Source organism: Cupriavidus sp. 05N40 (assembly GCF_056397305.1).
Genome location: NZ_JBFTND010000214.1, coordinates 1 through 12,197 on the forward strand (window position 1 = coordinate 1; position 12,197 = coordinate 12,197).

The following is a 12,197-nucleotide window of genomic DNA, read 5'->3' on the forward strand; positions in this document are numbered from 1 at the left end:
AAGAGCACTTTGGCTGGGGCAAGACGGTCGGACGGCTTCGCCAAACCGTATATCGTGGCCTCGAACGCGTGGACCAACACTTCAAGCTGACGATGATCGCCAGCAATCTGACCCGAATCGCACGAATACTGGGTGCGGTGCCGCGAGGAGCGGTGCAATGAGCCGCCAAAGCGCGGTTGCCGCACAGCGCCGTTCTGGCGCGCCTCGGAATTGGGGCGCCCAATCGCATGGCATGGTAGGAATTCAGCGGCCATTTGCATGTCGAGTCGTGTCTAGCTGCGCTGCGCCCTTCGTGGCGGAGTGCTTTTCAACAGCCTGCTAGATCCGCCAGCCGCTTCCCCTGCTCCGCCGCCATTCACTGCGTGAAGACGTCGGGCGCGGGGCCAGCCTGATCAAATGCCCAGGCCGGACGTTCAACCGCCCCGTCAACACGCTAAGCATCGCCGGGGGCTTTTTCTGCGAAAGGTATGCAATACCTATTTCTCGACCTCAAGGCCGTCCACGACAGATTGCACGCCCTCCACTGTTCGGACCGCATTCAAGGCCGTCAGTTTTTCGGTATCGCTTTGCGCCTTGCCGTTGAGCTGCACGATGCCGTTATCGGTACTCACCCGCATCCGGCCTGATCGAAGCCCGGAGGCAGGAAGCTGCTCTCTCACCTTCATGGTGATTGCACTGTCGGTAACGTTTGTCACGGGTGTCCGCGCGGACTTCACAATGCCGCCGCCAAACTCACCTTCCGGGGCTCCGACGGGTCTATTGATGGCGGGGACACCCTCCATTGCCGCAGGCAATCTGGGCGCATCTGTCCCCGCGGTTACCTCGCCAGCGGTCGCAAGCAATCCCGCAAGACTAGATAGCCCTTCACGTTCCGCGGATCGTGGCCATAGCTGTAGAGCATACGAATCTGGCCGTCCCTACCATGGACCAACAATTCCACGTTATCCCTTTTGGCCTCGGCGGTGCCGGATTCGATCGCTCCTCCTGGCTGTCGTGCTGCGAAGGAGCCTGATGCGCCCCTTCGCGGACCACATGCCGACCATCGTGGTGTGGCACGATATGCATATTTTTGTTTGACCGTGGCAGTCTCCATTTGTCTGGTCCGTGGGCTGAATTTACCCGAGCGACCACCCAGCAATCGAAGGCGTCTAACACGGCAGACTGGAAGTCTGGGCGCGAGGCGACAGAAGTTACACACCACCAAGGCGCCGTTGAGTGCACACACAAGATACCCACTTGAGACTTCCGCCTATAACTGGTGCACATACGACACCAGTCGGTCCCGAACGGCACAATGCAGCACTTCGTCGCGGAGCGCCCGCACAAGCGCTCGACGTTGATTTCCCGTTATCCCCGAGCGTCTGGCAGGTCAGCAGTTGATGGTCGGATAGCGTTCGCCCACGCGCGTAGAACGCCCGCAAGGACAGCCAGTTGCTCACGCCGAGCGCATTGTGACGAGAAAAACCCGGCTACGCTGCTTGATAACATCGCGGAGAACTGGACGGAGGGCACTGCATCATGAGAGGACCCCGGCCTGCTGGGATCCGCAATCCTCAGGCGCCGGGTCTGGGCCCCGTCTCCTGACCTGACTCGTGGCAAGGGGCGAGCGCACCATGCCCATGCCGCTGGCGCGGCATGGGTTCGAACTGGCGTAAGGCCACGGAAGCTGGCGCCGGCTAATTCCGCGTGATAATCCGAATCGGCCCCTGCCGGGACAACACGTCAACCACCACACGCTCGCCAGAGCGGCGCACCGCCACGTCGGCGCTGCCACCACCGACAGCCAAGTTGCGGAATATCACTTCGTCGAGGAAGGGCGGTAGCGAAGGATCCTCGAAGGTGATCGCCGGCTCGCGCGTGTCGAAGTTCAGCCCCAGGCAGGCCTGCAATAGCAGCAGCGGAGCGGCGGCAGCCCAGGCCTGCGGCGAGCAGGCCACCGGATAGAACGTCGGGCCCTGGCTGCGCTGGCGCGGGAAGCCGCAGAACAGCTCGGGCAGGCGTCGCAGGTCGATATAGTTGGAGGCCGCGAACAGGCCCTCGAAGATGCGGCTGGTTTCCGGATGGAAGCCGTAGCGCGCCATGCCGGCGGCGATCAGTGCGTTGTCGTGCGGCCATACCGAGCCGTTGTGGTAGCTCATGGGGTTAAAGCGTGCCGCATCGGCGGACACGGTGCGGATGCCCCAGCCGCAGAATGAGGTGCTTTCCATCAGGGTCGCCACCACCGAGGGCGCGCGCTCGGGGAGCGCGATTCCGGTGAACAGAGTATGGCCCGCATTGGAAGCACGTATGCGACAGGGGCGCTTGTCGCCGTCCAGCGCCAGCACATAGGTGCCCAGCGCCGCGTCATAGAAGCGTGCGTCGAACGCGTCGCGCAGCAATTCAGCCTTGGCCGCGTAGGCCGCTGCGCCTTCGCTGTCGTCCAGCGCCGCGCGGATCGACGCTGCAGCCTGCCAGGCGCCATAGGTGTAGGCCTGCACCTCGGCCAGCGCAATCGGGCCGGGGGCGAGCCGCCCGTCCTCATGGAAGACCGAATCGCGGCTGTCTTTCCAGCCCTGGTTGATGAGGCCTTCCGGCGACTGCCTGCCATATTCGACAAACAGGTCGCCATCGCGATCGCCATAGTCGTTAATCCAGCCCAGCGCCGCCCGGATGTTCGGCCACAGCGTGCGAATGGTCTCGACATCGCCGGTGCGCCGGAGGTAGGCGCCGGCCAGCAGCACAAACAGCGGCGTGGCATCTACGCTGCCGTAATAGAGCCCGAACGGCACCTCCCCGAGTCGTGCCATCTCGCCATGGCGCATTTCGTGCAGGATCTTGCCCGGTTCGGCATCGGCCTGGGGATCGACCGTTTCCGCCTGCATCACGGCAAGGTATTGCAGCACGCCGCGTGCGATCTCTGGGTCCAGCCAAAGCGTTTGCAACGCCGTGATCAGCGCATCGCGCCCGAATACCGTGCTGAACCACGGAATGCCGGCATACGGGTAGGGCCCGTGCACGGTGTTGGTCAGCAGCATGTAGAGGTCAGATACGCTGCGCCGCGCCACCTCGTTGAAGAGTTCGTTGGAGGTGGTGATGGATGCCGCGCGGCGTGTCGCGCGTCGCAGCTCACGCCGCGACTGGAGCAGTGCGCTAAGGAAGGATTGCGTCTCCTCGGCCTCGCGCTGCACCGACGTGCAGCGTATTTCCATGCGAAGCACCTGGGAGCACGACGGCTCGAGCGTCAGGGTGAAGCTCGCGCCGTTTCCACGTAGCTCGGCCGGCGCCGGGTCAAAGGCGAGCCGCGTTTCGCGCCGCCCCTGGTCCAGGCCGGTATAGCTCAGCGTGACCGCGGCGCCCGCGACAACCGGTGCATGCACGGTGCCGCGCCGCGGCCGCTGCGCGCCGCGCACTTCGAACAGGTCGGCGAAGTCGGCATCGAAGGCAATATCCACGCGCACGCGCCGTGACACCTCGTCATAGTTGCGCAGGCTCAGCCGCTCATAGCAGGCGCCATTCCACAGGAAGCGCGATCTGCGCAGGTGGATCAGGTCGTGCTCGAGCCTCAGCTTGCCATCGTCATCAAACAGGTCGGGGTTGGTCAGGTCGCAGGTCAGCGCGGCGTTGTCGTCGCGCAGTGTTGACGACAGCAGCATCGGCCGCTCGCCGTCGATGGTTAGCCGCAGATAGGAGAGGTGCCGGGTATCGAAGTGAAACAGTCCTTCGGGGCTGCCAAGCGCTCCGATCGCATCACCGTTGTGGTCGAACAGCGCGAAGGTGTCGCCGTGCTTTAGCGTGCGCGGGCGCCGTTCTTGCAGAGACGCCGCCGCTGGGATGTAGAATTGGGCGACCTGGTTGGCACCGGCGACTAGCCCCGGGCTGACTGGTAGTTCATTGGGGTCCGTAAGCATGGTGAGATTCCTCCGTTCATGCGAGCGCCGGTTCGCCGGACTCGCCTTCCGACGCGTCTGCTTCGTCGGGTTCCGCCAGGCTCCGGTAGATGCGCACGTACTCGAGCGCCATCCGCTCAACGGTGAAGCGCCCTTCGAAGGCTGCGCGCACGGCGGCGCGCGGCAGCGTGGCCGCGCGATGCACCGCCGCCACCGCTTCATCAATACTGCGCACGATATAGCCGCTAACGCCGGCCTCAATCACTTCCGGCACCGAGCCGCATGCAAACGCGATTACGGGTGTGCCGCACGCCATCGCCTCGATCATCACCAGCCCGAACGGTTCCGGCCAGTCGATGGGAAACAGCAGCGCGCGCGCATTGCCAAGGAAGGCGGCTTTGTGATATTCATCGATCTCGCCGATATAGTCGACTCCCGGGTGCCCCGCGACTAGGGGGCGGATGGTGCTCTCCCAGTAGTCGCGGTCAACCTTGTCGATCTTGGCGGCGATCTTCAGCGGCATTCCAGCGCGTGCCGCAATCTCGATGGCATGGTCGGGACGTTTCTCCGGCGAAATCCGGCCGAGGAATGCCAGGTAGTCGCCGCGTGGATTGGCACAGCAGGGCAGCAAGTTCACCGGCAGCCCGTGGTGCACGGTGCCGGCCCAGTTCACCGGCGGCATCGGCGCGCGCTGCGCGGTGGAGACCGACACCAGCGGAAAATGCGGGAAGTGCGCGTAGAACGGCTGCAGGTCGGGCAGGTCCAAACGGCCATGTAAGGTCGTCACGGCCCGCACGGGCATGCGTCGCAGCAACGGGAAATGCACCATGTCGATATGGAAATGCAGCACGTCAAAGCTGCTGGCCCTCGCCATGACTCGGTCCAGCATCACAACATAATAGGGTAACGGATCGCGCACGCGCGTATCCAGGCGCAGCGCCATGTCGCAGCACGGTACCAGCTCGGCTCGCGTGGCCGAGTCACCGCTTGCGAACAGCGTGACTTCGTGGCCCTGCCGCACCAGTTCTTCGGCCAGGTAGGAGACGATTCGCTCCGTGCCGCCATACAGGCTTGGCGGGCAGCGCTCGGCTAATGGTGCAATCTGCGCAATCCTCATAGGCACCCCAGTCGTGTACGAATACCAAGGGTTGGATGACCGCGACAGGGCGTGGACTGATGAAAGGCAAATTAGCCGGCACTTTCACGGTGTCGTGCCCAGCGTGCGGATACGCGGCAAGGTTGCTCGCGGCGATCGGAGTCCTGTTTCCACATTAGTTCAAGGCGGAAGGAAGTTCGCCTTCATTAAACAAGATCTGTGGCTGGGTGATCCGCCAGCCGCATGGGCCCACCTCTGCGAAGTGCTTCATAGTGCTACGCATGACGAAGATCCCGAGCCTCAACGACCTGACGCCAGAGCAGAAGGACGCTCTCATCATTGAGTTGGTGACGCGGCTCGATGCGCTTGAGACGAAGCTGGAGAAGGATAGCCACAACTCCAGCAAGCCGCCTTCGACCGACGGCATGAAGCGCAAGCCGAAGTCGCTGCGCGAGCCGGGCATGAACCCGCCGGGTAGTCAGCAACGAAATCCAGACCTCGGCGCAGGCAGCCACCGCGCTCGCCCCATTGCCGGCGATTTCGCCTTCATGCTGTTCAGTGCCGGCATCGATACTATGTCGGCATGGGCTTCTCGAACCTGGTGGCGTTCTTCATCATCCCGACGACAGCAGTGACGCTCAACCTGCATGGCGTCATCGCGCCATGGCATAGGCGGAGGATCCGCCCAGCACGGGAATCGCCAGCAAGCCGGTGCCGATGAGGGCGCCTTCAAATGGAAGRACAGCCTGGAGCGCACGCCGATGACGGCAAAGGCCTTCTACGGCATCATCGCCGTCTCCACCCTGATCGGCATTGCGCTGGGCTTCACCGCGATCGACCCGATCAAGGCGGTGACGATGCTGATGGCGGCGCGCACCGACATCATGGGCGAGTTCGTCATCAGCACAAGGCTGAAGGTGCTGAGCTGGCTCGCCACGCTGATGATGGCCTTGGCTGTCTGCGCGATGCTGGTGACCATGCGCGCCTGAGCAGCGCTTGAGCGGCGCCTGTCCGGCAAGCGCTTGCGCAAGGCGAAGTGCCATGAAAGACATCTCCGTGTCCGCCATCGTACCGACGCCATGGCCGATCCATGTCAGTCTCGATCCATCGGATGCCGCTTGCAGGGAGATACGATCCCTCGCGAGACCATGCCGCGCGGTTGCATTCGCCTGGGGCTGGCTCGCCCGACGAGCCGCTCCGGCTTATGACAACCGATTGGATCTGAATCGAGGTAACTGACGTGAAAACCATCCATCCCCTGACATACGCCATCGGCACCGCGTGCATCACCCTCGCGGCCAGCCTGTACGCTCCGCTGAGCCTTGGCGCCACGAACGACGCCGGGCCGTCGCCCATGTCGTCGATCAATCCGACCCATGAGCCGGTTGGCGACGCCATGAGCGACACCGCGATCACGACCAAGGTCAAGGCCAGTTTGCTTGAACAGAAGAAGCTGAGCTCAACGCACGTGCATGTCCGCACCCGCGAAGGCGTGGTGCGCCTGACCGGCAGCGTCCCGACCGCGACCCAAAGACAGACTGCAGCCGATGTGACCCACGCCGTCAACGGCGTGAAGTCGGTCGAGAATCATCTGTCCGTCCACCAGTTGTAACGAACAGCCCGCGCAGCGCCACGAGCCACCGGCCGCGGCGCTGCGGCGGGGGCTGCCGCTTGTTGCATTCGCCGAAGGCATTCCCCTGCCTGGAGTCAACCCATGAATCCCTATGAACTCGACCACAACAGCGGTGGCCCGCGCGCCACCATCGTCGGCAAGATCGAAGAGAACAGTCCCGGGCCCGGGCCGTTCCTGATGGCTGCCGATACGCTGGAAGGCAACCCGGTGATTGGCCCCGGCGGCGACAAGCTGGGCAAAGTCGACCACATCATGCTGGACGGGGCGGGCGCATCGCCTATGCGGTGCTGTCCTTTGGYGGATTCCTCGGCATGGGCGGAAAGCTCTTCGCCGTGCCCTGGTCCGCGCTCACGCTCGACATCCAGTGCAAGAGCTTTGTGCTAGGCATCGAGAAGGAAGTGCTGGAGGCCGCGCCCGGCTTTGACAAGGACCACTGGCCAAGCATGGCGGACGAGCAATGGGCCACCAGCATCCATGAGTACTATGGCCAGCCCCCGTACTGGGAGCAGGACCGGTATCAGCGGGAGACGCGGCTCTGAGGCCGCCTGCCTCCCTCGGCTGCGGCGCTACACTGCGTGCGGCACCGCTTCCGGGACGCGTTGCGGCGGGAGGCCTCGCGCTGCTCCGACCGGAAGCACGGCTCGCTGATACACCTCATTGATGACGTCGGCCGCCGATAGGTAGAACGCCAGTGCCGCCGTCAGGAGCCCGGTGTATCCGCCAGCGATATGCAACGCGCCGGAACCCGTCCAGTCGCCCGCGGCCAGCAGGAAGAAGGTGATCCACAGCGCCAGGAAAACCAGTTGCAGCGCCCGTGGCGACCTGAACGTGGCCAGCCACATGTAGAACGTAAAGACGCCCCACAGGAACAGGTACCACCCCACGAATGCGGCCGGCACCTTGTCGTGCGGGAACATGAGGAACAGCGCGAACGACCACCAGAACGCCCCATAGCTCAGGAATGCCGTGGCGCCGAACGTATTGCCGCGCGGCAGCTCCATCACGCCTGCGATGGCCTGCGCGGTACCGCCATAGGCCAGCGCGCAGGCCAGTACGAGCCCCATGGATTCTGCCGGGAACCAGCCCGCGTTGATCATGCTGAGCAGCCATGTTGTCAACGCGAAGCCCGCCAGTCCCAGCGGGGCGGGATTCGATAGCTTGAGTTGGGTCGATGCTGTGCTCACTTTATATCTCCAGGATGGCGGGGGGGGCGGCGGCCCCGAGGCGCTCCAATGAGGAGACGCCCCGGCAGCCCGGATTCCGGCCTCTGCCTGTTCAACGAAGCTGCTCGAGAATCGCCGGGTTCTCAAGGGTTGACACGTCTTGCGTGATCTCTTCGCCCTTGGCCAGAGAACGCAACAGACGGCGCATGATCTTGCCGGAGCGGGTCTTCGGCAGGTTATCGCCAAAGCGGATGTCCCGGGGCTTGGCGATCGGTCCGATCTCCTTGCCCACCCAGGCGCGCAGCTCGCCGGCGATCTTCTCCGCGGCCTCGCCTTCCGGCCGCGGGCCCTTCAACACCACGAACGCGATCACCGATTCGCCCGTGACATCGTCCGGACGGCCGACCACCGCGGCTTCGGCAACAAGCACGTTCGCAACCAGAGCCGACTCGATCTCCATCGTGCCGAGCCGGTGGCCGGACACGTTGAGCACATCGTCGATGCGGCCCATGATGGTGAAATAGCCGGTCTCCACATCGCGCACTGCGCCGTCGCCGGCGAGGTAGAGCTTGCCGCCGAGCTCCTCGGGGAAATAGCTGGTCTTGTAGCGTTCAGGATCGCCCCAGATGGTGCGCAGCATGGCGGGCCATGGGCGCTTGATGACCAGGATCCCGCCCTGGCCTGCCGGCACGTCCTGTCCCGTTTCATCGACGATCGCGGCCATGATGCCGGGCAGCGGCAGCGTGCACGAGCCCGGCACCAGCGGCGTGGCCCCGGGCAGCGGCGAGATCATGTGACCACCCGTTTCGGTCTGCCACCAGGTATCCAGAATCGGGCAGCGGGAGCCGCCGATGTTCGTGTAGTACCACATCCAGGCTTCCGGATTGATCGGCTCGCCGACCGTGCCGAGGATACGCAGGGAGGAAAGGTCGTAGCGCGCGGGATGTACCTTCTCGTCGACGGCCGCGGACTTGATCAGCGAGCGGATGGCGGTCGGCGCGGTGTAGAAGACCGTGACCTTGTGCCTCGCGATCATGTCCCAGAAGCGGCCCGCGTCGGGATAGGTCGGCACGCCCTCGAACATCACCTGGGTGCCGCCCATCGCAAGCGGGCCATAGGCAATGTAGCTGTGCCCGGTGATCCAGCCGATGTCGGCGGTACACCAGAACACATCGGATGGTTTCAGGTCGAAGGTCCACGCCATGGTCTGCGCGGCCCACAGCAAGAAGCCCCCGGTGCTGTGCTGCACGCCCTTGGGCCGGCCGGTCGAGCCGGAGGTGTAGAGGATGAAAAGCGGATGCTCCGCGCTGACCCATTCCGGCTCGCAGGTGCCGGCTTCCGACTGCGCAAGTTCGTGCATCCAGAAGTCGCGATCCACATGCCACTGGATCTTGCCGCCGGTGCGGCGGTAGACGATCACGCTCTTCACGGCTTCGCAGCCGCCCTGGGCCAGGGCTTCGTCCGCGATATTCTTCAGCGGCARCGCCTTGCCGCCGCGCATCTGTTCRTCKGCSGTGATSAGCGCMACGGCGCCYACGTCMACCAGSCGTTCATTGAGCGATTTTGCCGAGAAGCCACCGAACACGATCGAATGCGTGGCGCCGATGCGGGCGCACGCCTGCATGGCGACCACGCCTTCCACCGACATCGGCATGTAGATCACGACCCGGTCGCCCTTCTTCACGCCCTGCGTCTTGAGCGCGTTCGCGAACCGGCACACACGCTGCAGCAAGCCCTGGTACGTCACGTTGACGACTGTGCCATCGTCAGCCTCGAAATGGATCGCTACGCGGTTGCCGTTACCCGCGTCGACATGGCGATCGAGACAGTTGTACGAGGCATTCAGCGTGCCATCCTCGAACCATGTGTAGAAAGGCGCCTTGGACTCATCGAGCACCTTGGTGAAGGGCGTCTTCCAGGTGAGCGCTTCGCTGGCAAGACGTCCCCAGAAGCCGTTGTAGTCGCGCTGGGCTTCGGCGACCAGCAACTTGTACGCGTCCATGCTCGGGATCGCCGCGTGCGCCGCCAGGTCTGCCGGCGGCGGAAAGAGGCGGCGTTCATGAAGAACCGATTCGATGGCTGACATTCCAGATTCCTCCGTCAATATCGTAGGGAAGCGTTATGCAAGACCCGATCACTGTATTCCCCGAAACGCGACGGCGTCTGTAYGGTGACGGACCGGGAGTAAGGCAGCATCCATGAAAACGCATCCAGGCGAGAAGCGCCCCCCGCCGATATCGATGCCCGCTAGCGTACCGACGCCAGGGTGAAGTTCGCGTAGTGTCACCTACGATGGCTGCGCGCGAGGGCTGGTGTCCGGCTTCCTCGCAACGTGGAGACCGGTGAGGCGTCAGGGCGTTGTCCCTGCGTATTCCCGCTCTCATTGGATAAGCAGCCCGTCACACAGCCCACGACTTCATGGGCCGTTCAAGTCAGCAAAAAAGGAATCATCATGAAATATTCGAACCTGATAGTCGCGGCACTGATGGCGCTCGCTGTGACGGCATGCACGGGCCCGGCCGGGCCGCAAGGCGCAACGGGTGGCACCGGAGCACAAGGCAACACCGGCAATACCGGCTACATGGGCGCGACCGGCCAAACGGGCGCAACCGGAGACACCGGGGCGACCGGGGGCGCTGGGGCAATGGGCTCCACGGGCGCGACCGGCGATACGGGTGCAACTGGCGGCACGGGCGCCAGGGGTAGTACGGGCAGTACCGGGGCAAGAGGCAGCAAAGCCGACAGCACTGTCGTCATCGTCCCTCGCTGAGGGTCGCTGAGCTGGCCATGGATTGAACGCAGAAAGCGCATCGCTGCGCGCGGGTAGTTCCAGCACGCTGCGATGGCGGTACCAGGCGACGTTCAGCCTCGACGTTCAGCCTTTCAACGAGAGACTGGGCCTCCCGCCATCCAGCCTTGGATCCAGCCTTGAATACGGCGGCTGAACAAGACTCGCCAGGAAGCGCCAGCGGCGCGGGCCGACTGCATTTGCGCCGGCTCGATCGGCCATGCGCCGGCCGGCGGCGGACAGGCAACGCCCTGCGCGGTGCGCAACAAGGTGTCATCGTCGCAATCCATCACGGCGGTAAGGGTTTCACGTGGTATGCCGGCAGGGTAGATGACAAGGAGAATATCGTTGACGATCTTTTCGCTCTCGAACGGGCCGAAGCGATAGGTGCAGCCGCCATCCACCTCCGCAAAGAACCAGTGCTGCGGATGGCTTCGATAGATGACGACGACGGTTCGGTGAGCTTCCTTTGACATTCCACTACCCCCAACTATCCGCGATCCGGGACGGAGTGCTTTGTGATTCATGTTCGTAAATTCCGGCAAACAACGCTCGCCCCGCGATCCGAATCTGAAACTGGTGGGGCCCCACACCGGACATGTTCCAGAAAATCCCAGCGCCGACTTTGGTATGTAGCGGCATGTGCGCCCCTACGTATACATATAGCTACCTCCCGGCAGAAGTGCTGTCCGCAAGCGTACGGATTGGCGAACTTATTTGGGCGCGGACCGATGCCATGCCCACAGATTTACGATTCCCTGCAAAAAGCCGCCAGCGTCGGTAGGTTGGCCTATATTTCAGTAGCTGACGCGCTAATGGCTCCAATGGCTCCAATGAATCCGGCAGACATCAAAGGGACGCGTGAGGCGGGACATGTCATGGGCAAAAGGCGTCACCCGGCCCGACGCCGCGTAGAGAAGGACGATGGGAAAATCTGGCGGCAACTTGTGGGTGCGATTCTGGGAAATTGCAAAGCCTTACTGGTTCTCTCAGGAGAAATGGAAGGCGAGGATTCTCCTTATTCTATTGATCTTGTTACTGCTCGGTCAAACAGGGACGAACGTACTGTTCAATGAGCAATCGGGGGAGTTCACATCGGCGCTGGCCGCGAAGGATGCCGGCAGATTCTGGCACTCCATTCTGATATGCGTCTATGTGTTGATCGCCGCCGTGCCGGTCTACGCCTTTTACTACTACGTCAGGAACACGCTTGGTATTCACTGGCGCCGCTGGCTGACCCGTCACTACCTGGATAAGTATTTCAGTCATCATGCGTTCTACAAGCTGAACGCCAGCGCCTCGATCGACAATCCGGACCAGCGGATCTCGGAAGACATCAATACGTTTGCAAATCAATCGTTGTATTTTTTCCTAATCAGTCTGGGGGCGCTTTTGCAGCTGATTGCGTTCGGTGGTGTTCTCTGGTCGATCTCCAGGCAGCTGGTGCTATTTCTTGTTGTCTATGCGATCGTTGGCACGTCGATCTCGATCTTCGTGTTCGGTCGTATCCTGATCGGGCTGAATTTCTATCAGCTGAAACGAGAAGCCGATTTTCGCTTCAGCTTGATTCGGGTACGCGAGAATGCGGAGTCGATTACCTTTCATCGCGGCGAGGCCCACGAATCCCTGCATGTGCGAGGCCGTTTCGACC

Annotated in this window: 11 protein-coding genes and 2 pseudogenes; 6 read left to right on the forward strand and 7 right to left on the reverse strand. The window is 63.0% G+C overall.

Annotation, left to right across the window (positions count from 1 at the left end; all coding sequences use genetic code 11):
* A pseudogene (locus AC1DO7_RS33980) lies at window positions 1–161 on the forward strand (IS5/IS1182 family transposase); the annotation flags it as partial.
* A gap of 315 nt (window positions 162–476) precedes the next feature.
* Here the strand turns inward: AC1DO7_RS33980 and AC1DO7_RS33985 are convergent.
* The 4 genes from AC1DO7_RS33985 to AC1DO7_RS34000 form a co-directional block, all read right to left on the reverse strand.
* On the reverse strand, window positions 477–695 hold the full coding sequence (locus tag AC1DO7_RS33985) for a BON domain-containing protein (RefSeq protein ID WP_441650329.1): 219 nt from the start codon (window positions 693–695) through the stop codon (window positions 477–479).
* 122 nt (window positions 696–817) lie between these two features.
* A complete protein-coding gene (locus tag AC1DO7_RS33990; protein WP_441650330.1) occupies window positions 818–1,093 on the reverse strand; it encodes a DUF2188 domain-containing protein in 276 nt (91 codons plus the stop codon).
* 583 nt (window positions 1,094–1,676) lie between these two features.
* Complete coding sequence (locus tag AC1DO7_RS33995) at window positions 1,677–3,887, reverse strand: amylo-alpha-1,6-glucosidase (RefSeq protein WP_441650331.1); 2,211 nt, start codon at window positions 3,885–3,887, stop codon at window positions 1,677–1,679.
* A gap of 16 nt (window positions 3,888–3,903) precedes the next feature.
* Window positions 3,904–4,983 carry a glycosyltransferase family 4 protein gene (locus AC1DO7_RS34000; RefSeq protein ID WP_441650332.1) on the reverse strand — a complete coding sequence of 360 codons (1,080 nt, stop codon included), beginning with the start codon at window positions 4,981–4,983 and terminating at the stop codon, window positions 3,904–3,906.
* A gap of 260 nt (window positions 4,984–5,243) precedes the next feature.
* Between AC1DO7_RS34000 and AC1DO7_RS34005 the strand changes: the two genes are divergently transcribed.
* The 4 genes and pseudogenes from AC1DO7_RS34005 to AC1DO7_RS34020 all read left to right on the forward strand — a co-directional run bounded on the left by AC1DO7_RS34005 (window position 5,244) and on the right by AC1DO7_RS34020 (window position 7,134).
* A complete protein-coding gene (locus AC1DO7_RS34005; protein WP_441650333.1) occupies window positions 5,244–5,597 on the forward strand; it encodes a DUF6444 domain-containing protein in 354 nt (117 codons plus the stop codon).
* A gap of 126 nt (window positions 5,598–5,723) precedes the next feature.
* Window positions 5,724–5,951, forward strand: coding sequence for a hypothetical protein (locus AC1DO7_RS34010; protein WP_441650334.1), 228 nt, complete (start codon window positions 5,724–5,726; stop codon window positions 5,949–5,951).
* Window positions 5,952–6,202: 251 nt separating this feature from the next.
* Entirely contained in the window at window positions 6,203–6,574 is a 372-nt protein-coding gene (locus tag AC1DO7_RS34015; RefSeq protein WP_441650335.1) for a BON domain-containing protein, read from the forward strand.
* A gap of 102 nt (window positions 6,575–6,676) precedes the next feature.
* Window positions 6,677–7,134 (forward strand): annotated as a pseudogene (locus AC1DO7_RS34020) (PRC-barrel domain-containing protein).
* Between the two features lie 27 nt (window positions 7,135–7,161).
* Here the strand turns inward: AC1DO7_RS34020 and AC1DO7_RS34025 are convergent.
* The 3 genes from AC1DO7_RS34025 to AC1DO7_RS34035 form a co-directional block, all read right to left on the reverse strand.
* The gene (locus tag AC1DO7_RS34025; RefSeq protein ID WP_441650336.1) at window positions 7,162–7,779 is read right to left on the reverse strand and encodes an acetate uptake transporter; all 618 of its coding nucleotides are present in this window, start codon (window positions 7,777–7,779) and stop codon (window positions 7,162–7,164) included.
* Between the two features lie 91 nt (window positions 7,780–7,870).
* A complete protein-coding gene (gene acs / locus AC1DO7_RS34030) occupies window positions 7,871–9,844 on the reverse strand; it encodes an acetate--CoA ligase (protein ID WP_441650337.1) in 1,974 nt (657 codons plus the stop codon).
* Between the two features lie 797 nt (window positions 9,845–10,641).
* Window positions 10,642–11,022, reverse strand: a complete 381-nt coding sequence (locus tag AC1DO7_RS34035) for a hypothetical protein (RefSeq protein WP_441650338.1) — start codon at window positions 11,020–11,022, stop codon at window positions 10,642–10,644.
* Window positions 11,023–11,470: 448 nt separating this feature from the next.
* Between AC1DO7_RS34035 and AC1DO7_RS34040 the strand changes: the two genes are divergently transcribed.
* On the forward strand, window positions 11,471–12,197 hold a 727-nt coding region (locus AC1DO7_RS34040; RefSeq protein ID WP_477117098.1), incomplete at its 3' end, for an SbmA/BacA-like family transporter.